The organism is Pacificibacter sp. AS14 (assembly GCF_038899935.1).
Classification (GTDB): domain Bacteria; phylum Pseudomonadota; class Alphaproteobacteria; order Rhodobacterales; family Rhodobacteraceae; genus Celeribacter.
Genome location: NZ_JBBMQI010000004.1, coordinates 81500 through 106925, shown reverse-complemented (window position 1 = coordinate 106925; position 25426 = coordinate 81500). Strand labels below are relative to the sequence as shown.

The following is a 25426-nucleotide window of genomic DNA, read 5'->3' as shown; positions in this document are numbered from 1 at the left end:
GAGCTTTTATTTTTAAAAAACGTGTTAACGTGTGGCACTTTCAACAGCGGCCACAACACTGTCGACTGCCGCGTTCAGCGTGGCCTCAGACAGGCTTTCCGCCATCACACGGATCAAGGGTTCCGTGCCAGATTTGCGGATCAACAAACGGCCGTTGCCCATGAGCTTGGTTTCGGCATCTGCAATCGCACGTTTGACGCCCGCGTTGTCCAGCGGTGTTTGACCCGTCGCATAACGTACGTTTTTCAACAGCTGCGGCACGGTTTCAAAGGTTTTGGACAGCTCAGACGCTTTCTTGCCCGTCTCGATCATCGCCGCCAAAAACTGTAGCCCCGCCAAAAGGCCGTCGCCTGTGGTGGCATAATCAGTCATCACGATATGACCGGATTGTTCGCCGCCAAGATTGAACCCGCCTTGACGCATGCGCTCGACCACATAGCGATCCCCCACAGCCGTGCGTTCCAAGCGCAGGCCTTGATCCTCCAAGTAACGTTCCAGCCCCAAGTTGGACATCACCGTGGCCACCAAAGCACCGCCTTGCAGCTTGCCCTGATCTGCCCAGCTTTTCGCCAAAAGCGCCATCAATTGATCACCATCCGCGACTTGGCCTTTTTCATCTAAAATCATCACGCGATCTGCATCACCATCAAGGCAAATCCCCATATCGGCGCCATGGGCGATCACGGTTTCAGCGGCTGTTTGTGGCGATGTTGATCCACAACGGTCGTTGATGTTGTGACCGTTAGGCGTGGTGCCGACAGGGATCACATCTGCGCCAAGCTCCCAAAGCACTTCTGGCGCCGTTTTATACGCGGCCCCATTGGCGCAATCGATCACGACTTTGAGCCCCGAAAGGGTCATGCCGCGCGGCAAAGTGCTTTTGATCCGCTCGTTGTAGCGAAAGCGTGCATCATCGACTCGTTTGGCGCGTCCGATGTTTTTGGCCTGCGCGGGTTCGATATCGGTCATCAACAGGCGCTCGATTTCCATTTCTGCTTCATCGGATAGTTTAAACCCATCAGGGCCGAAAAACTTAATGCCATTGTCTTCTGCGGGGTTGTGCGAAGCGGAAATCATCACGCCTACATCTGCACGCATCGAAGTGGTCATCATTCCAACTGCGGGCGTCGGGACGGGGCCCAACAAAAACACGTTCATCCCCGTGGACGTGAACCCAGCTGTCATGGCCGTCTCGAACATATAGCCCGACAGGCGCGTGTCTTTGCCGATGATCACACGGTGTGCGCCACCACCATCACGACGAAAATACCGTCCAGCAGCCGCCCCAAGTTTCAGCGCCATTTCGGCAGTCATTGGGTTTGAATTGGCGCGACCACGCATGCCATCGGTGCCAAAAAACTTACGGGACATCACGGTATTCTCCACTGCTCATCGCTTGCCAAAGAGCAAGCGCTTGTTTTGTTTGTTTTATGTCGTGAACGCGAATGATTTGGACACCCTGCGCGGCCCCTGCCAAAGCCACAGCGATGGATCCACCAAGACGTTCATTCGCTTCGGGTTCATTGCCAATGGTGCCGATAAACCGCTTGCGCGACGCCCCCAGCAGGATCGGACAGCCAAGGCTGTGGAACAGCGAAATACGGTTCATAATCTGAAGGTTATGATCGACTGTTTTGCCAAAGCCAATGCCGGGGTCGATCATGATCTGATTTCGCGCAATCCCTGCACTCACGGCGGCCTCGATACGTTCATCCAAGAAATCATAAACGTCCAAAAGCACATCCGCGTAATCTGGATTGTCTTGCATAACCTCAGGGTCGCCTTGGGCATGCATCAGACACACAGGCGCCCCCGCTGCTGCGGTCACGCGGGCCAAATCTGGATCATGAGTAAAGGCATAGACGTCATTGACCAATGTCGCCCCTGCCGCAAGGGCCGCCGCAGCCACATCGGCTTTGCGGGTATCGATGGATATCGGCACGGCACAGGCTTGACGTAGGGCTGAAATCACGGGGACTGTACGGGCGATCTCTTCCTCTGGGGTAACATATGCCGCTCCTGGACGCGTGCTTTCGCCACCGACATCCAGAATATCAGCGCCTGCGTCCATCATCTCAAGCGCATGCTTGATGGCCGCATCAGGCCGCTCGAACTTGCCACCATCCGAAAAACTATCTGGCGTCACATTCAAAATGCCCATGAGGTTGACCTGCCCCGTATTGAGACCGGCAATGTTTGGCCTTAGAACGGACAACCGATCTAAGATCTCTTGCGGCGCATCACTGGCGGCAATGATCTGGGGTGCTGCCTCGCGCGAAAGCACTTCGACATGGGTAAACCACAAAGGTCCACCGGCCAAAATCACTGCGCTGTCGGGGCGTGAGCACCCTTGTTGTATCAAAGGGCGATGATAAAGATTTAGCTTGCGCATAAGGCTCCTCGTGTCCCTCAAGAGAGGGTTACAGGGCCATCAACGTCAAGGGCACGTGTTGGTATGTTACAACCCTGTGGCAACTCTTCGCCCATCACCAGCAGCTCTGTCGCGCTCAATTCCATGCCCAACCAAGCTGCCATCTCAATCGCGGAGCCCTTTGGTCCGTCAACGGCATCCAGCACCATTTTGGATGGCGCCCAAACCGACAACTGGTCGTGTTTCATTGCCCAGTCCAATTCTGTCCGTGAAGCACGCACAACGCAGCGCGGATCACGGGCGGCCAAGGTCCAGGCGTTTTGCTCAATTGCCAAAAGATCGATACGCCTTTGGGTGAGCTTCGTCGACGCCATAGGCCACGGCCCATCAGGCAAACCAACCGCCACGATGACGGGTTGTTCTGTGTCTGCCAGTGCGTCGATCCACAATGGCAACTGAGACGAAGCAAACGCCGTTGTCCCCATGTACACAATCAAAGGATGAGGCACAGGTGCATCAATTGGCGTCGCAAGATTATGCGCTTGGTCGTCTGAGCGCACAATTTCGACACCCAACGCCCCAGGCCCACGATCTAGTTTTTCAACCCGAACGAAGACTCTAAAGGCGCGCGGTTCAGATAGAATTCGCGTCGCGATCCGTTCAGCCAGTGTTTCCAACAGATTCAAACGCTCTGCGGCCAATTCAAACTGAATAGCCTCCGTCAGCGCGTCATAAGACAAAATGCGATCCACATCGTCATCTATCGGGCCTGTGACAGGCGCCAATTCCACAACAATGTTAAAGCTCACCCTTTGCAACACACCGCGCTCAGCCTGAAAAGCTCCAATTTCAACTTCGGCGACATAGTCACGCAATGAAATGCGATCCATTGGCGTGTCGCCTGCCATAGCAGCGGCGCGAGATTCAGGGTGATCGAAAGCAAGGTGTATATCGGACATCAGGACTGCTCTGTTTGGGGCGCAAGGAACTGCGCAATCTTTGGCGTCTTGCTATCGGTTTTGTTCGCTTGCTCCAAGGCAATAGTCCCGTAAAAATGCAAAACCCCGCCATCATAGGCAGGGAAAATACGCATTCTGGCTTCAATTGTTACGCGCGCGGCATTCGATAGAAATAATGCACCCCAATCGATGCGGTCCTTGGAAAAGCGCGCGCCCAACGCGGGTTTACCGCTTTTGTATGATAGTGTGTAGCCCCATCAGTAAGGCGACGCGGCGCACCATCCAGCATCAAACGTGCGATTTTACCAACACGTGTCCAAGCTTTTTTCTCGTTGATCACTTCGGCACGCCCATCACAAGTGTATGTGAACTGACACTGATACTTTTTCCCTGTGCCCTGATTGATGACATCGCAAACAGAATCGGGAAATTTCGATGACGATGCACGGTTAAGGATCACTTCAGCAACCGCGAATTGGCCTTTGACACTTTCGCCCCGCGCTTCGAAGTACAAGGCCTGAGTCAAACATTCCCAATTTTCGCCACCGCTCGCGGCGGGCTGCTCGGCTAAAAACTGTTTTGAGTACTCAACCTGCATAGGGGGCTTTGGTTTGGTGACGGGTTTAAAGTTCGCCAACAATTGCGCCACGGTATCAGTTTCAATTGCCATGACAGAATCGCGTTCATGGGTCAAAAGCTGAGACACCTGTGCGCCCAGAAATGCGTTTGGATCATTGGAAGTGCTCAAGGTCACGTCCGCTTGTACCCCAAAGGGCAAGAACGTAGCCCCGATTAGGGCAGTCAGGGCTATGGCTTTGAGCGTAATTTTCAAGGTCTTCATCTTTCCTAAGGCGCTCATAAAATCAGCAAGAGCGCAGTATTTCGGACGCCGATATAGGCCAATTTCAAACAAACGTCCACCCAAGCGTCCCCTTGCCCACCCTGAAGGGCCAAGATGTCGCGCTTTTTGTCACAAAATATTCACTGGAAATATAAATTAAAACATTAAAATCAGTTACTTATGCGATCCACGACTCGCCTTTTCTTCAGCTGCGACCAATTGTGCTGCAGCCAAGCGCGCCACGGGGACACGGAAGGGAGAACAGGATACATAATCGAATCCTGCGGCACGGCAAAAGGCGATAGATTCGGGGTTGCCACCATGTTCGCCACAAACCGACAGAACAATATTGGGCGAGGCCTTGCGCCCGCGCGCAGCACCAATCGTTAAAAGCTCGCCCACACCATCGACATCAAGCGTGTGAAACGGGTCTTCGGGAAACACGCCTTGCTGGACGTAAGCGCTCATAAAGCGCCCCGCGTCATCACGTGACAGCCCGTAGGCCATCTGCGTCAAATCGTTGGTCCCGAAAGACAAGAAGGCCGCGTGCTGCGCAATTTCATGCGCGCGCAACGCCGCCCGAGGCGTCTCGACCATCACGCCAAGCCGGTAGGTGAACTCAGCCCCTTTTTCATTGCGCACAGCCGCCGCGACACCGTCGACTAAGGTCTTGACCAGCTCGACTTCGCGCATCGCTGACACCAGCGGAATCATAACCTCGGGCACAACCGGATCACCCAGTTTAGAGGCTTCGATCGTCGCTTCAAAAATCGCGCGGGCTTGCATCTCATAGATCTCGGGGAATGTAATCCCCAACCGGACACCGCGCATCCCAAGCATAGGGTTGAATTCTGACAGCCACTCGATCCGACGAGTCACATCGGACAAAGGCAAATCCAACGCTTCAGCCAATTCCTTGGCCCCTGCCCTGTCTGAGGGCAAAAATTCATGCAACGGGGGATCAAGCAAGCGAATACAAACAGGTTGCCCCTGCATAATGCGAAACAGCTCGATAAAATCAGAACGCTGCATCGGCAACAATCTTGAAATCGCTTCTTGACGATCCTCATGGGTGGCAGCGAAAATCATCTCGCGCATCACCGTCAAACGATCTCCTTCGAAAAACATATGTTCCGTACGACACAACCCAATGCCCTGCGCCTTAAAATCGCGGGCCATGGCGGCGTCTGCGGGCGTGTCGGCGTTGGCGCGCACATCGATATCACGGATGGCGTCTGCCCAATCCATCAGCTGCAAATACCAATAGTCTTTGACCGGCGGTAACATCTTGGTCTCGCCCATCAACGCCTCGCCGGCAGAGCCGTCGAGCGTGATCATATCGCCCTCGTTCAAGGTCTGCCCATTTGCGCCGGTTATAGTCTTCTTGCGTGAATTGATCGTCATCGACGCGCCAACAACACAAGGCACACCCATGCCCCGCGCGATCACAGCCGCATGTGACGTGACACCCCCACGCTCGGTTAATACACCAACAGACGAATGCATGCCGCGAATGTCTTCTGGGGCGGTTTCGCGTCGCACCAAGATACAAGCCTCACCGCGCGCCTCTGAAGCTTGCGCCCCTGCCGATGAGAACACCAATCGTCCGACCGCGCCACCTGGGCTAGCAGCAATCCCTTTGGCAAAAACCGAACGCGCTGCGGTTGGGTCAATTTGCGGGTGCAAAAGTTCCGTCAAAGAGCGCGGCGGAATACGCAGCACTGCATCCGATTTGGGAATGATGCCGTCTTCGGCCAATTGAACGGCAACGCGCAACGTCGCGCGGGTTGATCGCTGTACGCGCACCGCGTCCAAAATAACCAACTTATTGTTTTCAATTATGAATTCCAGTTGCATCTCGTCGCGCAGCTTGGCGCGACAGAGCTGTGCCGTCGTCGTGAGTTGCTCGAACAGCTTTGGACAATCCGCCTCAAGCGATGGCCCGCGCGCATCTTGCGTCAAATACATCACGTCCGATTGATCCGTCAGCGCGCTTCGACCTATCGCTTGACGCTTGTACCTGCCGCGGATCAAAGGCGCGCCCGTTTCCTCGTCGATCAGCTGAATGACGCCAGCGCCACTTTCGCCGGGTCCGACCCCAAATGACATGGCTTGCACGATAAGCCCAAGTCCGGCGTCCGCAGGCGCGCCCTTGGCTTGACGCAGCAAACGCGCCGTGGTGCCAGACCATGCGCGCGCCATTGAGCGTAGCACTTTTATCAATTGCGTCTCGACGTCCTGTGGAAACGGTTCGTCGGTTTCATTCTCATAGGCATCCAGCGCAGATTTCAACGCCAGATGAACAGGCGTCGCACTGTCATTTTCGAACTCTTCAGGGTCCAAACGTTCGATATGAATCGCGTAGGATTGCACAAATCGCAAATACAGCTCGTCTGCTGTGTCGGCCCCGTGGGTTTTGGTCAGTTCCGCGTGGCGTTGCTCATTCATGCCCACGTTAAGCATCGCGCCAGGACCGCCCCAATCAGGGTCCTCGCTTGAGGGCCGCACGGTCAACAGCGGCGCACTGCCAAAAGTTTTCAGTAAAGCGCTGAGACCCAGCGGGTGCCCATCGGCCAGTTTTCGCACAGCATCAAACGACAATGCCACGGTTTCTGGCACTGGAAAATCAAGGCGCACCAGACGCTGCAAACATTTTGCGCGCCCACCGTGGGTGCCAACGTCAATTGGCGCCACGCGACGAATACGGGTATACCCAAGACTGTCATTATTTTGCTGCACTGCGGCGCTCCCTATGAGTGCACAGATTAAGCGCCTGTGTGCGCGGGGCGCAATGAAAACGTTGCCCCCCGTGCTGATTTTACACGTTTATCCGTCAAGTTTAGATAAATCTGCCACCGACAAACAAATGTCGCGAATGCGTCCCAACAGATTCAAACGGTTGCGGCGCACCACGGAATTGTCTGAATTGACCTGAACCGCTTCAAAAAACGCATCCACAGCGCCGCGCATTGCGGCCATGGCCGACATTGCGCCCTCAAAGTCTTCAGAGGCCATTGCAGGTTTGATCGCCGCCTCAGCGGTATCAAGGGCTGCAAACAATGCTTTTTCCGCGTCTTCTTCGGCGAATTTGATGTCGGGACCGTAGGAATATTCCACGCCATCTTTGGCTTCGGCCTGCGTCAGAATGTTGTTGGCGCGTTTGAAGCCTTGGATCAGGTTCATGCCGTCTTCTGTGGCCAGCGTTTGCGACAAAGCCCGTGCGCGTTTGACCAGCAGAGTGATGTCATCTGCCCCGTCCATCGCAAGGCAGGCATCGATCACATCGTGACGAATGCCTTCGTCTTTGAGGAAGACTTTTAGACGGTCATGGAAGAAGGAAAGGAGGTTATCAATCATCGGCATTGTAGAATTACGCCACTCATTGCCTCTTTGTTGCCCAATAACAGCATCAGCAATTTTTTCCGCAGATGGCATCAGTCTAGATATTGAAACACCCTGCTTCGGCGCTGTTTTCAAAAGATCAAATGCATGCAAGGCTTCTTCGTTGTCTGCAATTCGAAACTGCTCAGATATTTCGCGACCATCTTCATAGGAGGAAATTAGATCAGAAACCATTTTTTGTTGCAATTCAGCGCGCACTCGCGCTTCCCTTTCCATGGCAACATTGCAGAACAGTTCGTTCATTTTTAAACGCACTTCATTAGTGAGCACTAATCGAATAACACCCAACGCAGCACGGCGCAGCGCAAAGGGGTCTTTCGATCCTGTTGGCTTTTCATCGATGGCCCAGAAGCCTGTCAGCGTATCGAGCTTGTCAGCGAGGGCCACAGCGACGGACACGGGATCTGTTGGCACGTCATCTGATGGGCCCAGCGGTGAATAGTGATCGCGGCAGGCATCAGCGACGGCGTCAGACAAGCCAGCCTTTTTGGCGTAATAACGCCCCATGATGCCTTGCAGTTCTGGGAACTCATAGACCATTTCAGACGACAGATCAGCCTTGGCGACTTTCGCGGCCAGCTCTGCTTCATCCGCATCAGCACCTACAATCGGCGCAATTTCACGCGCGAGCGCTGCAATGCGTGCAATGCGCTCGGCCTGAGAGCCAAGTTTATTATGGAATGTCACGTTTGCAAGCGGGCCTGACATGGCCACTAAGCCTTCGCGCTCAACAGTACGGATGTCATTGTCCCAGAAAAACTTCGCATCCGCCAAACGAGCCGACAGAACCTTTTCGTTGCCCGCCAAAATGGTAGCCCCTTGGTCAGCCGTTTCGCGGTTGGCGACTGTTACGAATTTCTCAATGCGGCCCGTTTTAGGGTTTCTGACCGAGAAGAACTTTTGGTGCTCTTTCATCGAAGTTTGCAAAACCTCAGGCGGCAGGTCCAAGAAATTCGCGCCGATGTTGCCCATAAGCACAACAGGCCATTCAACAAGCCCTGCGACCTCGGCCAAAAGACCAGCGTCTTCAACCACTTCCAAACCTTGAGCAAAGGCTTGATTGGTGGCGTCATGCCAGATGTGATCGGCGCGCTCAGTCGCGTCCAGCATCACGAAAGCGGATTTCAACTTAGATGAGTAATCGTCAAAAGACGTCACATCAAACGCATCCGGTGCCATAAAGCGGTGCCCACGGGTGGAACGCCCAGAGGCAATGCCATCGATGTCAAATTCGACGACTTCAGAGCCATCCTCGGCAGACAAAATGCAGATGATAGAGTGCAAAGGCCGCACCCATTTCAGGCTACCCGTGCCCCAGCGCATGGATTTTGGCCAAGGAAAAGTGCGGATCGCTTTTTCCAAAACTTCGGCAATGATCGGTGCGGCTGCGCGGCCTTGCTTGGTGATTTTGGCGACATAGAATGTGCCTTTCTTTTCTTCCACCGTGCCCAAGTCTTCTTTGGCGACGCCAGCGCCGCGCAAGAAGCCTTCGAGCGCTTTTTCGGGCGCATCAACCCGCGGGCCTTTGCGCTCTTCGACGGTGGTGGGGCTTTCCGCCAAGAGGCCCTCAACAGACAAGGCCAAGCGACGCGGCGTGGCGAAAGCGCCAGCAGAGGCATAGGTCAGACCCGCCTCGACAAGTCCGTTGGTGACCAGTTTTTTCAAATCCTCAGCGGCGCGTTTTTGCATCCGTGCGGGGATTTCTTCAGAGAACAGTTCAATCATAAGATCGGGCATAATGTTGATCCTTTAGGCTTACTGGCCAGCGTTGATGGCTGGGGCTGGCGGACAGCCTTCGGGTGCGGGTTCACCTTCAAAGACGGTCGCGCCGCACGCATTGATTTGATGCCACGCGAAAGCGCGACCATCGGCATAGACGGCCAAAACGCGGTCGATGCCGTAAACGATATTTTCCGTGCCCATAAAGGCCATGGCCGCACCGCTCTCGATATCAGCCTCAAGCGTTTTGGCGTCGAAACAATCAAACCAGCTTGGGGCCGTCAAAGGTGTGGGCGCCTCATGTGGTATGAAGGTTTCAGTCATCATCGCCTGCGACAAGGGTGTCTTGAAGCATGAGCGATATTTGATCGGCGATGTGTTGGCATCGATGCCTTCGAAGTCTTCGGCCAAAATGTCCTCAGACGCGCCACCAAATGTGGTCGCAAAGACCACAGCGGCAGGCGAGTTGACCTCGATTGGATCGTAGTAAGCGTAGACTTGGCTGTAGTAGAGCCCTATGCCAAATATCGCAGTGGTAACTAAGATGCCGCCTGCCACGATGGAGCCCTTCATTCTGCGGCCTCGGGCACATAGCCCCCAGCTTTGGTTTGCACGAAGGCATCGGCACAGGCCTTGGCCAGCGTGCGCACACGTCCGATATAGGCTTGGCGTTCGGTGACCGAAATCACGCCACGCGCATCGAGCAGGTTAAAGATATGCGAGGCCTTGATGCATTGATCATAGGCAGGGTGCACCATGATGATGCGTTTGCCGGTTTTGGGATCATCCGCAGGCACAGACAGCAAGGCGTGACATTCGGCTTCGGCCTCTTCGAAGTTTTTAAGAAGCTTTTCAGTGTTGGCCGCATCAAAGTTATGACGGGCGTATTCTTCTTCGGTCTGTTTGAACACATCACCGTAGGTCAATGGTGTCGGGGACGACGGGTCATTGAACGGCATGTCCATCACGTGATCAACGCTGAGGATATACATCGCCAAACGCTCTAACCCGTAGGTCAATTCGCCGGACACAGGCGTGCAATCATGACCGCCGACTTGCTGGAAATAGGTGAACTGCGACACTTCCATGCCATCACACCACACTTCCCAGCCAAGGCCCCAAGCGCCGAGTGTTGGCGATTCCCAATCGTCTTCGACAAACCGAATGTCGTGCAATTCGGCGTCGATACCGATGGCTTTGAGCGAGCCAAGGTAGAGCTCTTGCAGGTCTTTCGGGCTGGGCTTGATCACCACTTGGTATTGGTAATAGTGCTGCAAACGGTTGGGATTTTCACCGTAACGTCCGTCTGTGGGGCGACGCGAGGGTTGCACGTAAGCTGCGGCCCAAGGGTTTGTGCCAAGCGAGCGCAGGGTGGTCGCAGGGTGGAATGTCCCCGCCCCGACTTCCATATCGTAGGGCTGCAAAATAGCGCAGCCTTTTGACGCCCAATAGGCCTGAAGTCTAAGGATGATCTCCTGAAAGGAGCGCGGTTTATCAAGTGTCTGCGACATGGGGTTCCCTTGCCAATCTTGTGTCAGGCCAACGCCAAGAAAGCGCGCGCCGATGATCTGGAATGCGGGTTTTAAATAGGCAAGCCACGCGGGGGCGTCAATCAAAAGCCACGCATCCGTCCCCCTTTGCGGCCCTTTGCCACGATAGTTTCGCTAAGTCAGGCCATCTGGGTCGCCTTTTGGGCGCGAGATACTGAAAACGATCAAAAACACGTGTCAACATATTGACCTTATGGGCGGTCTGCTTTCTTGTCCTAACCGAAGAAAAAGAGCGAAATGCTCACACAGGACGCAGGGTTGTATATGACACGTTATTTTGTTGCTCTCCAAATGGGGCTTGTTGCCTCGCTTTACTCTGGCACTGCCCTTGCGGATGCATGGATCCAAATCGAGGCACAGCCCTCTTTGACCACAGCCATACAATCGGCCCGCAGTTATTCTGGAACATTACAAAACGTCGCAGGCTTTAAACTTGCAGGACGCTGGCATGCGATAGCACTTGGCCCTTACGCAGATAACATAGATGCCGAAGCTGCGCGCAGGTCTTTGCGTGCGCAAGGCGTCATCCCAAGCGACAGTTTCATTGCGGACGGCACAGACTACCGCCAAGCTTTTTGGCCTGTTGGTGGCGTAGCTGTTTTGACACCTGCGGCACCAGCCGTTGCCCCTGCGGTTCCGGCCATTGCACCTGCGGCTCCAATTCAAACGGCAGAAACCTCTGCAATCCCTGAGGCTGTCACCATCGAGCCCACGCGCGAAGAAACGCTGGCCGAAGCACGCCGGTCTGAAAGCGCTTTGGATCGCGCAAGTCGTGAAGAATTGCAGGTCGCGTTAAAATTCGCAGGGTTTTACAAATCCACTATCGACGGATCATTCGGACGCGGCACACGCGGATCAATGGCAGCTTGGCAAGCGTCCAAGGGCTATCAATCCACCGGCGTCTTGACCACGGCGCAACGCACAGAAGTTGTCGGCACCTACAGAGCTTTCGTGCAAAGCCTCGGCCTTACACTTGTGAACGACGAGATTGCGGGGCTTATGATCGACTTACCTTTGGGTTTGGTCGAATTCGATGCCTACACGCCGCCTTTCGCCAAGTACAAATCAAAAGACGGCAGCGGTGTCGAAGTGCTGTTGATTTCGCAATCCGGCGACGATGCCACTCTTGCCGGTTTGTATGAAATCATGCAAACACTCGATATCGTGCCCCTTGAAGGACCACGCTCGCGCAAGGCGTCCAGCTTTACCCTGACTGGCACTGACAGCTCTTTGAGTTCAACCACAGAGGCGCGACTGCAATCAGGGCGCGTCAAAGGCTTTACTCTGATTTGGCCAAACGGTGACGACCAACGCCGCGACATGGCGCTGGCCGCGATGCGCAAATGGTCCGCCACCGATGCGGTGCTGCCCGACGCTTATGGCGATGGCGTTGCACAAGACATCAATTTGTTGGCTGGTTTGGACATTCGCCGCCCCGACATGGTGGGGTCTGGGTTTTACGTTGATGGCAAAGGGTATGTTCTTACATCTTCCTCCGTTGTCGATCAATGCGCCAATATCACCTTGGACAACATCTATTCGGCCAAAGTTGTGGCGAATGAAAACGGCATGGCTCTTCTTGCGCCAGATGCTGTTCTTGCGCCACCGACCCATGCTGGCTTCGATATGCGTTTGCCGCGCCTTCAGTCTGAAATTTCCGTCTCTGGCTATGCTTACGGCGGACGTCTGGGCGCAGCCTCTTTGAACTACGGCACGATGGCAGAACATGTGGGACTGGCAGGCGAAGACGATGTGTTGCGCTTGTCTTTGACAGCCTTGCCAAGCGAGATTGGCGGGCCTGTGCTGGCACCAACTGGTGGTGTGGTTGGGATGCTGGCCCCAGCGCCCGATACAGGCCGCGCGCTGCCGACCGATGTGGCTTTTGCCTACGACATGGAAAAACTTGCTGTCTTTTTGTCAGGCAATGGCGTGACAATGAGCGCGTCTGAAAATAATAGCGACATGTCAGACGCGCAGCTGGTGTCCACAGGCCGCGACATCACAGCTTTGGTGAGCTGCTGGAACTAGTCGCATCACCTTCAAGCGACGTTCAAAGAAAAGCCCTGCAGACAATCGTTTTGCGGGGCTTTTTCACCTGCAAACTTCAGTTTGCGCAATTTTGTCGCCTTGGGCTTAAGTGCGCCAAAACCGAATGGTGAACAGCGCAAAAACTGACATAACCTCAAGACGCCCCACCAACATCGCAATCGCCAAAATCCATTTCGCAGGATCGTTGAGCGTCGCATAATTGCCCGCAGGGCCAATGATATCCCCCAGCCCAGGTCCAATACAGGCCAAGGCGGCAGCGGCACCAGACACGGCGGTGACAAAATCAAGCCCCGTCGCCGCCAGCAAAACAGAGGTCACCCCAAGCGTCACGATGAATAGACTAAAGAAGGCCATAACAGACGACAGCACATCTTCAGACACCGGACGCCCTTGATAGCGCGGCGTAAAAATCCCGTGCGGCGAGTGAATTTTGCGAATCTGCGCCCGCACGGACGCGATCAAAAGCTGGTAGCGGAAAACTTTAACCGAACAGGCTGTCGATCCCGCGCAGCCGCCAACCAAGCCAATGAAAAAGAACGCCACCGCAGGGAAGGCTCCCCAAAGCTGATAATCGACAGAGGCAAAGCCTGTGCCCGAAATAATCGATGTCACATTGAAAAGACCTTCGCGTAACGAGTGCTCTAGGTAATCTCCGTTGGCAATCAAGCGGTAAGCTGTGAACACGATAACAAAGGCGAAAATCACGCTAAGATAGGTATGGATTTGGCTATCGCGCCACAGCGGCTTGGCCGTGCCTTGTAGCAATTGCACGTAACGCACAAAAGGCAAAGAGGCGAGGATCATAAAGAAAGAGGCCACATATTCAGCGGGCCCTTGAAACGCACCGAAAGAGGCATCGTGGGTGGAAAACCCGCCAGTCGACATAGTGGTCAGCGCGTGGTTCAGCGCATCGAACGCCGGCATGCCAACGATGATATAACACAGGTAGCACAAAAGCGTCAGCACAACGTAAATGCTGGAAATACGATTGGCGATTTGAGCGGCGCGGGGCAAAACTTTGCCATCTGTGTCAAAGGCCTCAGATTTAAACACCTGCATCCCACCCACGCGCAGCTCAGGCAGAAATACCATGGCGACAACAATGATACCAACGCCGCCAAACCACTGCAGCATAGAGCGCCACAACAAAATTCCTGGTGGTAACTCGTCCAAACCAGAGAACACGGTGGCCCCTGTTGTGGTCATGCCCGACATGGCTTCAAAAAATGCATCTGTGAGGCTGGCTTCAGTCGCGCCCAGCATAAACGGCAAGCCACCAAACATTGGAAGAGCGACCCAAATAACTGTTGTCAAAAGAAAAATCTGTTGAATCGACAGCCGGTCCGACAGGCCGTTGGAACAGGCCAAAGCAATAGATCCGCCCCCAACAAACGTGATTAGGCCTGACGCGAAAAACACAGCCCAATCGCCGCTGCCCGCCCATAGGTCAACCCCCATGGGAATGAGCATGGTCAAGCCCAAGGCGGCCACAAGGTAGCCAATGACATATCCAACAGGTCTAAGATCGTTCATTTGGCAAGGCTTGGCTTTTGATTACGACCAAGTCAAGTCACGAGTGGAAAAGATGGCCATACGATCCCGCACAGCCACCTCATTGCTTTAAACTGTTGCGCGCATGCGGCGGCTGCGGACCGCTTCCGCGGCAAGATCAATGCAAAGCGCACAGATCACTGCGATGCCCGCCATGGGGAATGCCAAACACAACACGAGCGCCAGACAAACAGCCCCTTTCCACACAGGCATGTCGCGTGGGGCTGGCGGTGGATTGACGCCTTTTTCGCCTTCAGGGCGCCGCTTGACCCACATCACGACACCCGAGATGCATAGAAAAATGATCGACAGACAAAACGCTGTATTCAAAAGCACAAACGGCAGGCCAATGGTTCCCATATGGAACGCGATCCCCACCGCCATGGCTTTGCCCATCAGTGAATACTCAGCGAACCGCACATCAGCCAAGATTTTGCCGGAATACCGATCCACATGCACCGTGCGATCAGACATTGGATTGGCACTGTCGGTGTTCATGGAATCGCGGCTCATGGTCCAAACACCTGTATCCCCCGATGGCAAATTCAGCTGATACCGAGCCTCAAAGCCAATGCTGCGTGCCAAAGCATCAACAGTGTCAAGCGTGACAGCCACACCAGCCTTTAGGCCATCTGCGCCCGCCAAAGACCCCGATGCGGGCATCGGCGTTTGTTCAAGCACCCAAGGCACCTCTTTGGGACCATCATTCAGCGCGCCATGTGTGACTTCAGACAAAGGCGCGCCCCACTTATCGGCAGGAAAGCTTGACCAAGCCTGCACCATTTTTTCGCCCCAGACACCGGCCCAGGACAGACCCGAGATAAGAAAGATCACCAGCATTCCGGCACTCCAAAACCCGACAACAGAATGCAGATTTTTCCACAGGCCACGCCCGCGTGCGGAGAATTTTGGCTTCAATTGCGCCTTGACGCCGTTGCGCGGCCACCAAAGATACAGCCCCGTTGCGACCAAAATCAGCCCCAAGGATGCCGCGACTTCGATCATGCGGTCGCCTGTGACACCCAACAAAATCGTGCCATGGATATTGTTCATGAGGTCGTACAGCCCAGAGCGGCGTGGGAATAAATCCAACACAGTGGCCGAATACGGGTCAACCACGACGGTCATGGCGCCGTCGCCTGAATCGACTCGGAAAATTGCCGCCAGATCTTTTTCTCGCGGCGCTACATATTGAATCAGAGCGCCACCAGCCACGGCATCCAAGGCGGCGCTGGCCTGAACAGAGACCGCCATAGCCGTCTCTTGTGGCATCACGACTGTGCGTTCGCCGTCACGTCCATCGATGAACGCAATCCACATCATCAATAGGCCAGTCGTGGCCAGCATGATGAAAAACGGGATCACATAAACCCCTGCGTAGAAATGCCAACGCCAAGCGGCACGATAAAATTTTGCGACACGCGATGCGTCGTCTTGGGACACAAGGTGCCCTCCCACTTGCGTGAGATTTTGATCATCTGTGATCATTGAATATCTCCGAATACCCATGCGGCGCGCTTGCTGCTGCGCAATTTTCGCGTCCGGCATGGTCAGTTTGAATTTGAGATGAAGTTTAGATCAGCCTCAAACCTGCGGCGGAGCACGGGCAAACTGTGAAGAAAACGCGACAACAAGGCCTTGGACCTCATAAGGGCGTGGATAGTCGGCAAGTTCGAAAGACGATGGATGGGGCATCGCAAAAGGTTTGACGTCAGAACCGTCAATCGCATGGCTCATCGCGCAAGGATCGCTGTCCATGTCGACCTCGACGGCATTGCCATCGGCATCAAGATTGATTTTTAGCAGGCCTTCGCCAGTACAAATCACGATCACATGACCGCTGATGATGCCCAATTCTGACAACAAAACTGTTGACTTGGGCACGACCAAACCAGAGGCCACCCCCCAAAACAGCAATATGTGTATGATACGCATCATGGCCAAAATCATAGCTATTGAACCAGCGTTATGAAAACGAATTGATCACATAACCGTGAGGTGCGACAGCATGCCACGTGAAAAACGGATCGGCTTAACCGACGTGAAACAACGTGCTGAACAGTTTGGGGTCAAGGCTGGCAGCGGCAAAGGTTTCGCCCTCGGTCAGCACAGACACGGCATCATGCGAATGCAGGCTTTCTTGATGCGAGGCCACGACGCGGAAATCTCCGATACGTCCCTCTCCCTGCAATGCTTCGCAAAACAGACGCGCAGCATCTTCGACAAAAATTGGATTTGCGGCGTTCAGTTCTGCAAAGGCCTGTTCGTCTTCTCGTTTCACCATGACTTGGGTTTCTGTTGTCACGGCAGATCTGCACAGGTCGATCAGATCCTCGAACCACAAACAGTTCTGGTTCGGTAACACTTCGACAGAAATTCGCGCCACAGAGCGCTGCGAATGCGGCGTCGCCAATTGCTGACGCGTCACACGTGCATGTTCGGAAAGTTCAAGCGAGCACGGGCAAGTGGAGCTATAAACATAATCCAAATGCATGATTTTGCTGCGTACGCCCGTGCGTTCAACCAACTCAAGCGCTATATCGTAATATTGATAGCCCATCAGGCCAGACCGCAAAGATGGCACTTTCATCGGGAAAGAAAACCGCATCTGAATGCGAGCATCAAAGCTATCAAGATCCGTGATATAATCATCCAACGCCGCTTCAATCACATCAAACGAAAAGGTCCGTTCCGCGTGTTTGTAATAGGACCGCATGATCCGCGACATGTTGATGCCTTTTTTCTCGGCCTCAAGCGACACAGTACCTGTGACTGAGGTCTCAAGCGTCAAATCGCCATTGTCGCGGGTGTGAAAACGGATCGGCAGACGAAAATTGGAAATGCCCACATGTTGAATGTGCTGCTTGGCGCCTTTGATCAGGCTTTCGGGCCCGTTCTGCAAATCCGGCAAAGTATCGCGGTAGGCTTCGTCGACTGCGAAATCTTCAGGGTATGCACGGCGCAGCGCTGGGTAATTGGCCAAATCTTGCGTTTCGGGCAAAAGCCGCGCGATCGCGGGATCAAGCTCGGCCACTTCGGTCGGCGTGGAGGAACGCGCCCATGCACGCAACGCCACAAGAGCGGCCTCAGCCGCTGCCCGTTTGGCGTTTTTATCCATATGGCTTTCGCGAATATTCATGAGCTTTTCCTCTCAGAGATCCTGTTGATATAAGCTTTTTGAGCCAATATACAAAGGGTACGTCTGCGAGTTTATTTTAGATCGCATTTTTTGGCGCGCCACAATCGCAGCGCGCCAAACATAATTAGACTTGATCCAAAGCGGCTAAGAGATCCGCAATCAAATCATCCGCATCTTCCAAGCCCGCAGACACGCGCACCAAGCCGGGCGAAATGCCCAAAGTGGCTTTTTGCTCGTCCGGCAAACGCGCATGCGTGGTGGTCGCAGGATGCGTCGTGATGGATTTGGCATCCGCAAAATTATTGGAAATGGTGAAGATCTCCAACGCGTTCAAAAACTTGAAACACGCGTCCTTGCCGCCTTTGACGTCAATTGCCAAAACAGTGCCGGCACTTTCGCCTTGCGATTTCGCCAGCTCATATTGTGGATGCGCAGGATGCGTTGGAAAGCGCACAGCATTCAATTTTGGATGCCCATCAAGCGCCTCTGCAATCGCCATAGCGGTGCTTGATTGTTGACGCACGCGCAGATCGAGTGTTTCCAAAGATTTGAGCTGCACCCAAGCATGAAACGGGCTCATCGCACCACCGGTGTGCTTAAGGTAGGTTTCAATCGGACCACGGATCAGATCGCGTGACGCGGCAATGATACCGCCCAAAACACGCCCCTGCCCATCCACATGTTTCGTAGTGGAAACCACGGCAACATCGGCGCCGCAGCTTTGTGCGTATGAGAAAATCGGCGTCGCCATGGCGTCATCCACCACAACCAAAGCACCCTTGGCATGTGCCACATCACAGACATGTTTCAGATCGATCACTTCCAACGTCGGATTGGAAATGCTTTCCAAGAACACCACTTTGGTGTCATCGCGAATGGCGGCATCCCAGGCGGCTGCGTCCGTGCCATCGACCAATGTGATCTCGACACCGAAACGCGCCAGAACGTCTTCGAGGACGTAAAGGCACGAGCCAAACAAAGCCCGTGACGACACAACATGATCGCCACCTTTGAGCAACGCCATCAAAGCACCGTTCACCGCCGCCATGCCAGAAGCACAAGCAAAGGCATCTTCATAGCCTAAGATAGACGCCATGCGATCTTCGAACATCCGCGTTGTTGGGTTGCCGTAGCGTGCGTAAATGAATTCGTCCGATCCAACTTCGATGAAGCGCTGTTCAGCTGCCTCAGCCGTGTCGTAGACAAAGCCTTGGGTCAAAAACATCGCTTCGGACACTTCGCCATACTGCGACCTACGGGTGCCGTCATGCACCAATTTCGTGCGCATTTTCCAATCTGATTTCGCCATTTTTAGGCTCCTTCGCATTCAAAAAAAACCCCGTAGTGACCCACTGAGGTACCAGCGTGATCAAGAGCGGGGGGCGCATAAGCGTCTCGTCCTGACCTCTTTAGCGGTGTGTTTAAAGGTGCGTTTTGACAAATGCACAAACGTGGCCCGCAATCCGGTGAACAAATCGCCACGTGCTTGTGGTTTTGGTACCCAGCGGCGGCTCCGCTGTCAATATATGACACAGCACCTTCGGAGTTTGGCGACTATGCGGTGGCTGCAAATGTCTAAAATTTTCAACGCGTAACGCCGGTGTAATAAAACCTTCACGAGTTTGATGCATTCTCAATCCACTCTCAAATAGACAGACGACACGCCCCAGCGGTTTTGCCTCTGGACGCCTTTTCCAGAGCTTGCCGCTTGGATGGCCACTCAAGGAGCACGCCTATGCCTTTGCTGAGCCTCAATTTGGTCGATGGCCACCTAGTGCTGGATGGCGGCGGATGTGCTCATAGCGCGCTTCAAGCTGCGCTGAAAGCCTTATCCAAAGACGCGCCCATCGTCATTTGCATCCATGGCTATAAATTCTCGCCGCTGCACAAAACAACTTCACCGCACAAACATATCTTGTCTCTCAACCCGTCAAAATCCTGTTGGAAAGCCATGAGTTGGCCACGGCATTTGGGGTTTGGGCGCGGGATTGACAACGAGGGCCTGTGCATTGCTCTGGGCTGGTCAGCCAGAGGAAGTATTTGGCAAGCGTTTTCGACCGCACGCGCAGCAGGAGATGCAGCCGCCAAACTGATTGATGCCATAGATCGCCCCGTCTATTTGGTTGGACATTCGCTCGGCGCGCGCGTGGCTCTGCGCGCCTTGACCTGCGCAAAAGCAGGTGCAGTGCGCCGTGCCATTTTGCTGGCCGCCGCCGATTTTCGCAGCAACGCAATGCAGGCTTTGGCCAGTCCAGCGGGCAAAACCGCAGATATCATCAACATCACCTCGCGTGAAAATGACATCTATGATGCCTTACTGGAACGACTTGTCGGAGGTTCTGAAAAATTCGATGCGGCTTTAGGCACGGGACTCGGAGGCGCTGTGCACAACTGGATTGATGTACAGATTGACGATCAGCCAACCCTGAAAAAACTTCACGAGCTTGGGTTTAAAATTGCAGCCCCCAATCGCCGGATTTGTCATTGGTCTGCTTATGTCCGCCCCGGCGCTTTTGCCTTTTACACAGCTTTGATCCGCACGCCGGATTTACTACCTGCAGGGTTGCTGCAGTCGCAACTGCCCCAAAAAAGCACACCACGTTGGTCACGACTTATTGCTTGGCCAGACACGCAAATGTCCTTGCCATTCATCAAAAAGGCGACATTCTGATTCCCAAAAGGAGTCACCATGTCAAATCCCATCGATCTTTACTTTTGGCCAACACCCAACGGTTGGAAAGTGTCCATCATGCTCGAAGAGCTGGGCCTGCCCTATAACACCCATGACATCAACATCGGCGCTGGTGATCAGTTTGCGCCAGAGTTTTTGAAAATTGCCCCGAACAATCGCATGCCCGCCATCATCGATCATGATGGCCCCGACGGCAAACCCATTTCGATCTTTGAAAGTGGCGCGATTTTGCAGTATCTCGCGCGCAAAACAGGCCAGTTTTGTGGACCGACGCAGCGCGACCGCATCGCCGTTGATCAATGGTTGATGTGGCAAATGGGCGGGCTTGGACCGATGGCGGGACAGGCGCATCACTTTTTGAAATATGCCCCAGCGATGGATCCCCCCAACGACCTGCCCTATGCCAAAGACCGCTACCGCAATGAAACTGCACGTCTTTACGGTGTGTTAGATCGCCAATTGGCCAAGTCTGAATTTGTCGCGGGAGATTTCTACTCCATCGCGGATATGTCGATTTGGGGTTGGGCCAGCCTTTGGGAAGGCCAGCAACAAACACTGGACGACAAACCACATATGGCGCGGTGGCTTGATACCGTGGGCGCACGTCCTGGTGTGATCCGTGGCCGCGCTTTAGGCGCTGAAAAACGTAAAAATGCTGCGGAAGATAAAGAAGCCCTGAAAAACATGTTCGGCAAAAGATCTTAGCTCGCTCTAAGAACAGCCCTCAACGACAAGAGCACAGAAAAAACCATTCTGTGCTCTTGTTCGCATGAAAAAGTTCAAAGACGCTTAAGACGCTTCTTTTTCGTCTGTCTCGATCGTATGGCGTGCCAAAAGGCCAGATTGCGTCATGAAGAACCCGAACATCACAATCGGCAGGCCAAAGGTTTTGAATTTCACCCACGTCTCAGTTGACAGGTTGCGCCAGATCAACTCATTCGCCACGGCCAACGCCAGAAACAACAGCGCGATCCGCAGGGTCAGCTTCATCCAGCCCTCATGATCCATGGGCATCATTTCCCCCATCACCACACGCAGATAGCTTTGACCACGCAGCAAACCGAACCCGAGGATGCCCGCAAACAGCGCGTAAATCATCGTCGGTTTCATTTTGAAAAATCGCTCGTCATTCAGAAAAATCGTCAAGCCGCCGAAAACAGTGACAAGCGCCAGCGTCATGATCTGCATCGCAGACAGCTTTCCCGTCAAACGCCATAAGACAAATGTGGACAGCATCAAAAGCGGCACAAACATTGCCGTCATCGCAACAAAGCCCGTGTAGGTCTCGCCTGCGACCACAAACTCACGATCCTTGAGCAAGATATACCCTACGAAAAATGCCAAAACAGGGCCCATTTCAAGCGCTGTTTTCACCCAAGGTTTCACGTTCTTTTCCGACATGTTGCGTCCTTCACGTTATCCGCCCATTTCCACTATCACAGCGCCCAGAGCGATCAAAGCCATGAGCGCCAAACGACGCGGTCCTACTTTTTCTTTCAACACCAGCCAGCCAATCAAAGCTGCGAAAACAGTCGAGGTTTCGCGCAGCACAGCCGCTTCGCCAACATTGTCCAAACGTGTCGCCAACATGATGAAACCAAAGGAAAAATAGGCGATGATACCGCCCAAAAGTCCCCGTTTCATCAAAGGCAACAGATCGGGGCGATCCATCATACGGCGATAACGCACCGTCGCGACCACAGGCATCACAAATCCGTCAAGAAAGAAGAACCATGCCAAAAACGTAAACGGATCCGCCGTCGCGCGAATTCCGTAAGCGTCGTAAGTGGTGTAGACCGCAACAAATCCGCCTGTTAAAACGGCCAACATCAAAGCAGGCACCATGGTGTCGCGACCGATGGTAATTGTGCGCAGATTGTACGCAGCCAACCCAAAAATGCCTGTTATCAACACCCCAACGCCAAACCACTGCTGAGCCGTAAAATGCTCACCAAACACGAAACCCGCGCCGATCACCGTAAACAGTGGACCGGTGCCGCGCACGACGGGATAAACAACCGTATAGGCACCCTTTGAGTAGGTGTAGCCTTGGGCGATTTTATAGCAGGTGTGAATAACAAACATGCCCGCGAAAATCAGCCACATATGTGGTTCTGGCCAAGGTACAACAAAAAGCGCGAAAGGCGCTGCGATCAGACCGTAACAAAAATCCATCGCTCCGCGTGAGAGCCATGGATCGTGACGGCCTTTTTGTAAGGCCCCAAAAAACGCGTGTAAAATCGCTGCAGAAACGGCAAGGATCAGCGCCAGTTGATGCCCAAGGTCTGTGCCTTCTAATGACGTAATCCAGCTGCTCATGTGCTATATTCTCTACGCGGCAAGGCGTCGAGGACGCAGCGGAATACCTTCAAAATCAGCGGCAGGATTGGTGATCAATCGCCCATCTGCCCCTTCGATAAAGGGCATACTGTCATCCAAATAGCTGTCTGTGATCAACTGTTCTTCAAGCGCCGTTATGATAAAATCCGTGCGGTAATCCGGTAAAAGCCCAACGCCAAACACCCGAAGCTGAATGTCTTCACGCTCGGGGTCCAACACCAACATCGCCGTGCCGACAACACGCGTGCCATCCAAAACAACCATTTCAGAAAAAAGCTGGCGATCATCGGGCCAGTCTTCTTCGGTTTGTGACGGGCACAAAGCGTGGTCGTAAAACAAGTCTTGCATAGCTTCGCGACGCTCTACGACGTCGCCTTCGGACACCCAATTGTCTGGACCTATGGCTTTGCGAATTTCAAGCATCATTCCTCCAAGCCCATCAGGGCGGCGGCAAAATCTTCAGGGTCAAAAGGAACCAGATCATCAATCTGTTCGCCCATACCAATCGCATGGATCGGCAGGCCAAATTTATCGGCCAAGCTAACCAAAACGCCGCCCTTGGCCGTGCCATCCAATTTGGTCATCACCAAGCCCGATACGTCCGCAAGCTTTTGAAACACTTCCACTTGGTTAAGCGCGTTTTGGCCCGTTGTTGCGTCAAGCACCAACAATGTGTTGTGTGGCGCGCTTGGGTCTTTTTTCTGGATGACACGGACGATTTTTGACAGTTCTTCCATCAAATCCGCACGGTTTTGCAAACGTCCTGCAGTGTCAATCATCAGCAAATCTGCGCCGATATTCTGTGCTTCGGTCATAGCATCAAATGCGAGCGAAGCTGGATCAGACCCTTCGGGTGCTGTCAAAACAGGCACGCCTGCGCGCTCGCCCCAGACCTGCAACTGTTCGACAGCTGCGGCGCGAAATGTATCGCCTGCCGCGATGACAACAGATTTGCCGGCAGCGCGAAATTGCGAAGCAAGTTTGCCGATTGTCGTTGTCTTGCCAGAGCCATTTACACCGACGACCAAAACCACCTGCGGGGTCTTTTGGTAGATCGGCAATGGTTTGGCGACAGGTTCCATGATCCGTGCAATTTCGCGCGCCATCAGTTCTTTGATTTCTTGCGCTGACAGTTTTTTACCAAACCGTCCTTCGGCCATCGCAGCCGTGACGCGCATCGAAGTTTCGACGCCCATATCGCTAGAAATCAACAGTTCTTCGAGTTCTTCCAGCATCTCGTCATCAAGCACACGGCGCGCCGCTGTCGGGCTGGCTTTGCGCCCCAACATCCGTCCCAAAAGGCCAGGCTTGCTCGGCTCTGGATCTTCAACAACGGGGGCAATTGTGACGTGTATAACTGGTTCAGGTGCCTGATCTACAACCGTTTCGGCCACGTCATCCTGCGAGTCGGCAAGCTCAGGTGCCTGCACATCAGGGGTCTCAACAATAGGCAAAACCGCCTCATCCTGTAATGAAACAGGTGCGGTTTCTTGCGTTGTGTCTTTGACAATCGCTTCTAACCCTTCATCCAATTTGGACGATGTTTTCAAAAGACGATTTTTGAGCTTTCCAAACAGAGACATGGACACCCACCTTTCCAGATTTGGCAGACTTAATGCCGAATCCCTTTGGATGGAAGAGCAAGCCAACGGTGATGCGCCGAAATATCGAGTGATTTCATAACTTTTGGCGTGTAAAAGGCGGTTAACGTCAAGGATACACGATGAAACACCAAGCCTCTAAGCCCAACCATCATGTGGTGCGATTTTTTGCTGCTGCGACATGCTTTCCCGTCCTATTGCTAGCGCTCGCAGCGACATTCGGGGGCACTTGGACCGCGATAGCGCTGTTTTATATGACAATATTGTCATACGGGCTTGATATGTTGGTCCGTTTCGCGCGCTCACCATCGGACCCTGAAACCGAATTTCCCGCTGCGAATGCCTTGTCTGCCGTCTTGGCGGTCGCGCATTTTTGTCTTTTGCCTCTGGTGATCTATGCCTTGTCACACGGCACACTTGGTGGATGGGAAAAATTTTCAGTATTTCTCGCAACAGGTTTGTTTTTTGGTCAAGTGTCAAATTCCAATGCTCATGAGCTGGTGCACCGCACGCGACCGCTTTACCGCCGACTTGGAACATGGGTCTATATTTCGATCCTGTTTGGACATCACACCTCGGCACATCCAAAAGTACATCATCGGTTTGTGGCAACCGATATGGACCCCAATTCTGCCCCCAAAGGCATGAGCTTTTACAGATTTTTACCTCGCGCTTGGATCGGCTCATTTAAAGCGGGGCTTTTGGCTGAAAGTACGATGCGGGCGCAGGCAAAAAAAGGCGGATTACATCCTTATGCGCTCTATTTTGGCGGGGCAATTTTTTGCTTAATTTTGGCCACATTAATCGGTGGATTGCTTGGACTTATCATATACATAGCATTGTCGCTTTATGCCTCTAGCCAGTTGATGTTGTCCGACTATGTTCAGCACTATGGGTTGCGCCGTCGCACTTTACCAAATGGTGGTTTTGAACCCGTGGGACCCGCGCATTCATGGAACAGCCCTCATTGGTTTAGTTCCTTTTTGATGCTGAATGCGCCACACCATTCGGATCACCATGCGCATCCAATGACGCCCTATGTCGCATTGAAGGTCACGCCCGATATGCCGATGTGGCCGCGTCCCCTGCCCGCGATGGCGACACTTGCCTTGTTCCCCAACGCTTGGCGCAGGGTGATGGATCGTCGCGTGGACCAGATCATGGACCAGAATAAGCCAGCACACACAAGTTAACCTTTTGTCAATAATGTGA

The 25426-nt window shown here is 53.6% G+C and carries 22 protein-coding genes; 4 read left to right on the top strand and 18 right to left on the bottom strand.

Annotated elements, in window-relative coordinates; translation table 11 throughout:
• Positions 1-24: 24 nt before the first annotated feature.
• The 9 genes from glmM to WNY38_RS06160 all read right to left on the bottom strand — a co-directional run bounded on the left by glmM (position 25) and on the right by WNY38_RS06160 (position 10803).
• Entirely contained in the window at positions 25-1371 is a 1347-nt protein-coding gene (gene glmM, locus WNY38_RS06200) for a phosphoglucosamine mutase (RefSeq protein ID WP_342856463.1), read from the bottom strand.
• Positions 1361-2392: a dihydropteroate synthase gene (folP, locus tag WNY38_RS06195; RefSeq protein ID WP_342856462.1), complete on the bottom strand. Its 1032-nt coding sequence runs from the start codon at positions 2390-2392 to the stop codon at positions 1361-1363. Before folP ends, glmM begins: the two co-directional genes overlap by 11 nt.
• A gap of 17 nt (positions 2393-2409) precedes the next feature.
• Positions 2410-3333: a dihydroneopterin aldolase gene (locus WNY38_RS06190; protein WP_342856583.1), complete on the bottom strand. Its 924-nt coding sequence runs from the start codon at positions 3331-3333 to the stop codon at positions 2410-2412.
• The gene (locus tag WNY38_RS06185) at positions 3330-3464 is read right to left on the bottom strand and encodes a hypothetical protein (RefSeq protein ID WP_342856461.1); all 135 of its coding nucleotides are present in this window, start codon (positions 3462-3464) and stop codon (positions 3330-3332) included. The genes WNY38_RS06190 and WNY38_RS06185 overlap by 4 nt, the downstream gene beginning before the upstream one ends.
• A 14-nt stretch (positions 3465-3478) precedes the next feature.
• Positions 3479-4171 carry a cell wall hydrolase gene (locus tag WNY38_RS06180; RefSeq protein WP_342856460.1) on the bottom strand — a complete coding sequence of 231 codons (693 nt, stop codon included), beginning with the start codon at positions 4169-4171 and terminating at the stop codon, positions 3479-3481.
• A gap of 174 nt (positions 4172-4345) precedes the next feature.
• On the bottom strand, positions 4346-6910 hold the full coding sequence (locus WNY38_RS06175) for a putative PEP-binding protein (protein WP_342856459.1): 2565 nt from the start codon (positions 6908-6910) through the stop codon (positions 4346-4348).
• Positions 6911-6997: 87 nt separating this feature from the next.
• Entirely contained in the window at positions 6998-9310 is a 2313-nt protein-coding gene (gene glyS, locus WNY38_RS06170; RefSeq protein WP_342856458.1) for a glycine--tRNA ligase subunit beta, read from the bottom strand.
• Positions 9311-9328: 18 nt separating this feature from the next.
• Positions 9329-9865: a DUF6446 family protein gene (locus WNY38_RS06165; protein WP_342856457.1), complete on the bottom strand. Its 537-nt coding sequence runs from the start codon at positions 9863-9865 to the stop codon at positions 9329-9331.
• Positions 9862-10803: a glycine--tRNA ligase subunit alpha gene (locus WNY38_RS06160; protein WP_342856456.1), complete on the bottom strand. Its 942-nt coding sequence runs from the start codon at positions 10801-10803 to the stop codon at positions 9862-9864. Before WNY38_RS06160 ends, WNY38_RS06165 begins: the two co-directional genes overlap by 4 nt.
• Positions 10804-11106: 303 nt before the next feature.
• On the opposite strand from WNY38_RS06160, the gene WNY38_RS06155 reads away from it, so the two are divergent.
• Complete coding sequence (locus WNY38_RS06155) at positions 11107-12870, top strand: serine protease (protein WP_342856455.1); 1764 nt, start codon at positions 11107-11109, stop codon at positions 12868-12870.
• A gap of 105 nt (positions 12871-12975) precedes the next feature.
• Here the strand turns inward: WNY38_RS06155 and WNY38_RS06150 are convergent, their stop codons facing one another.
• The 5 genes from WNY38_RS06150 to WNY38_RS06130 form a co-directional block, all read right to left on the bottom strand.
• Positions 12976-14424, bottom strand: coding sequence for a TrkH family potassium uptake protein (locus tag WNY38_RS06150; protein WP_342856454.1), 1449 nt, complete (start codon positions 14422-14424; stop codon positions 12976-12978).
• 87 nt (positions 14425-14511) lie between these two features.
• On the bottom strand, positions 14512-15930 hold the full coding sequence (locus tag WNY38_RS06145) for a PepSY domain-containing protein (RefSeq protein ID WP_342856453.1): 1419 nt from the start codon (positions 15928-15930) through the stop codon (positions 14512-14514).
• Between the two features lie 96 nt (positions 15931-16026).
• Complete coding sequence (locus tag WNY38_RS06140; protein WP_342856452.1) at positions 16027-16380, bottom strand: hypothetical protein; 354 nt, start codon at positions 16378-16380, stop codon at positions 16027-16029.
• 94 nt (positions 16381-16474) lie between these two features.
• The gene (gene folE2 / locus WNY38_RS06135; RefSeq protein ID WP_342856451.1) at positions 16475-17581 is read right to left on the bottom strand and encodes a GTP cyclohydrolase FolE2; all 1107 of its coding nucleotides are present in this window, start codon (positions 17579-17581) and stop codon (positions 16475-16477) included.
• A 124-nt stretch (positions 17582-17705) separates the two neighbouring features.
• Positions 17706-18890 carry an aminotransferase class I/II-fold pyridoxal phosphate-dependent enzyme gene (locus tag WNY38_RS06130; RefSeq protein ID WP_342856450.1) on the bottom strand — a complete coding sequence of 395 codons (1185 nt, stop codon included), beginning with the start codon at positions 18888-18890 and terminating at the stop codon, positions 17706-17708.
• 426 nt (positions 18891-19316) lie between these two features.
• On the opposite strand from WNY38_RS06130, the gene WNY38_RS06125 reads away from it, so the two are divergent.
• Both WNY38_RS06125 and WNY38_RS06120 read left to right on the top strand, forming a co-directional pair.
• Positions 19317-20252: an alpha/beta fold hydrolase gene (locus WNY38_RS06125; protein ID WP_342856449.1), complete on the top strand. Its 936-nt coding sequence runs from the start codon at positions 19317-19319 to the stop codon at positions 20250-20252.
• A gap of 18 nt (positions 20253-20270) precedes the next feature.
• On the top strand, positions 20271-20978 hold the full coding sequence (locus WNY38_RS06120; protein ID WP_342856448.1) for a glutathione S-transferase N-terminal domain-containing protein: 708 nt from the start codon (positions 20271-20273) through the stop codon (positions 20976-20978).
• 84 nt (positions 20979-21062) lie between these two features.
• On the opposite strand, the gene WNY38_RS06115 is transcribed toward WNY38_RS06120, so the two are convergent.
• The 4 genes from WNY38_RS06115 to ftsY are packed head-to-tail and all read right to left on the bottom strand — an operon-like array spanning position 21063 to position 24196.
• The gene (locus WNY38_RS06115) at positions 21063-21674 is read right to left on the bottom strand and encodes an inner membrane-spanning protein YciB (protein ID WP_342856447.1); all 612 of its coding nucleotides are present in this window, start codon (positions 21672-21674) and stop codon (positions 21063-21065) included.
• Between the two features lie 15 nt (positions 21675-21689).
• Complete coding sequence (locus WNY38_RS06110) at positions 21690-22592, bottom strand: DMT family transporter (RefSeq protein WP_342856446.1); 903 nt, start codon at positions 22590-22592, stop codon at positions 21690-21692.
• Between the two features lie 12 nt (positions 22593-22604).
• Entirely contained in the window at positions 22605-23039 is a 435-nt protein-coding gene (locus WNY38_RS06105; RefSeq protein ID WP_342856445.1) for a hypothetical protein, read from the bottom strand.
• Positions 23036-24196: a signal recognition particle-docking protein FtsY gene (ftsY, locus tag WNY38_RS06100; protein ID WP_342856444.1), complete on the bottom strand. Its 1161-nt coding sequence runs from the start codon at positions 24194-24196 to the stop codon at positions 23036-23038. Before ftsY ends, WNY38_RS06105 begins: the two co-directional genes overlap by 4 nt.
• 140 nt (positions 24197-24336) lie before the next feature.
• Here ftsY and WNY38_RS06095 point away from each other — a divergent pair, with 140 nt between their 5' ends.
• Positions 24337-25407, top strand: coding sequence for an alkane 1-monooxygenase (locus WNY38_RS06095; RefSeq protein WP_342856443.1), 1071 nt, complete (start codon positions 24337-24339; stop codon positions 25405-25407).
• Positions 25408-25426: the final 19 nt, after the last annotated feature.

Excerpts from the sequence above, each read along its gene's own strand:
- WNY38_RS06155 (WP_342856455.1), top strand. The coding sequence starts at position 11,107 with ATGACACGTTATTTTGTTGCTCTCCAAATGGGGCTTGTTGCCTCGCTT.
- WNY38_RS06125 (WP_342856449.1), top strand. The coding sequence starts at position 19,317 with ATGCCTTTGCTGAGCCTCAATTTGGTCGATGGCCACCTAGTGCTGGAT.
- folP (WP_342856462.1), bottom strand. The coding sequence starts at position 2,392 with ATGCGCAAGCTAAATCTTTATCATCGCCCTTTGATACAACAAGGGTGC.
- WNY38_RS06130 (WP_342856450.1), bottom strand. The coding sequence starts at position 18,890 with ATGGCGAAATCAGATTGGAAAATGCGCACGAAATTGGTGCATGACGGC.
- WNY38_RS06120 (WP_342856448.1), top strand. The coding sequence starts at position 20,271 with ATGTCAAATCCCATCGATCTTTACTTTTGGCCAACACCCAACGGTTGG.
- folE2 (WP_342856451.1), bottom strand. The coding sequence starts at position 17,581 with ATGAATATTCGCGAAAGCCATATGGATAAAAACGCCAAACGGGCAGCG.
- WNY38_RS06110 (WP_342856446.1), bottom strand. The coding sequence starts at position 22,592 with ATGAGCAGCTGGATTACGTCATTAGAAGGCACAGACCTTGGGCATCAA.
- WNY38_RS06165 (WP_342856457.1), bottom strand. The coding sequence starts at position 9,865 with ATGAAGGGCTCCATCGTGGCAGGCGGCATCTTAGTTACCACTGCGATA.
- ftsY (WP_342856444.1), bottom strand. The coding sequence starts at position 24,196 with ATGTCTCTGTTTGGAAAGCTCAAAAATCGTCTTTTGAAAACATCGTCC.
- glmM (WP_342856463.1), bottom strand. The coding sequence starts at position 1,371 with ATGTCCCGTAAGTTTTTTGGCACCGATGGCATGCGTGGTCGCGCCAAT.
- WNY38_RS06115 (WP_342856447.1), bottom strand. The coding sequence starts at position 21,674 with ATGTCGGAAAAGAACGTGAAACCTTGGGTGAAAACAGCGCTTGAAATG.
- WNY38_RS06105 (WP_342856445.1), bottom strand. The coding sequence starts at position 23,039 with ATGATGCTTGAAATTCGCAAAGCCATAGGTCCAGACAATTGGGTGTCC.
- WNY38_RS06185 (WP_342856461.1), bottom strand. The coding sequence starts at position 3,464 with ATGCGTATTTTCCCTGCCTATGATGGCGGGGTTTTGCATTTTTACGGG.
- WNY38_RS06180 (WP_342856460.1), bottom strand. The coding sequence starts at position 4,171 with ATGAAGACCTTGAAAATTACGCTCAAAGCCATAGCCCTGACTGCCCTA.
- WNY38_RS06160 (WP_342856456.1), bottom strand. The coding sequence starts at position 10,803 with ATGTCGCAGACACTTGATAAACCGCGCTCCTTTCAGGAGATCATCCTT.
- WNY38_RS06140 (WP_342856452.1), bottom strand. The coding sequence starts at position 16,380 with ATGATGCGTATCATACACATATTGCTGTTTTGGGGGGTGGCCTCTGGT.
- glyS (WP_342856458.1), bottom strand. The coding sequence starts at position 9,310 with ATGCCCGATCTTATGATTGAACTGTTCTCTGAAGAAATCCCCGCACGG.
- WNY38_RS06145 (WP_342856453.1), bottom strand. The coding sequence starts at position 15,930 with ATGATCACAGATGATCAAAATCTCACGCAAGTGGGAGGGCACCTTGTG.
- WNY38_RS06095 (WP_342856443.1), top strand. The coding sequence starts at position 24,337 with ATGAAACACCAAGCCTCTAAGCCCAACCATCATGTGGTGCGATTTTTT.
- WNY38_RS06150 (WP_342856454.1), bottom strand. The coding sequence starts at position 14,424 with ATGAACGATCTTAGACCTGTTGGATATGTCATTGGCTACCTTGTGGCC.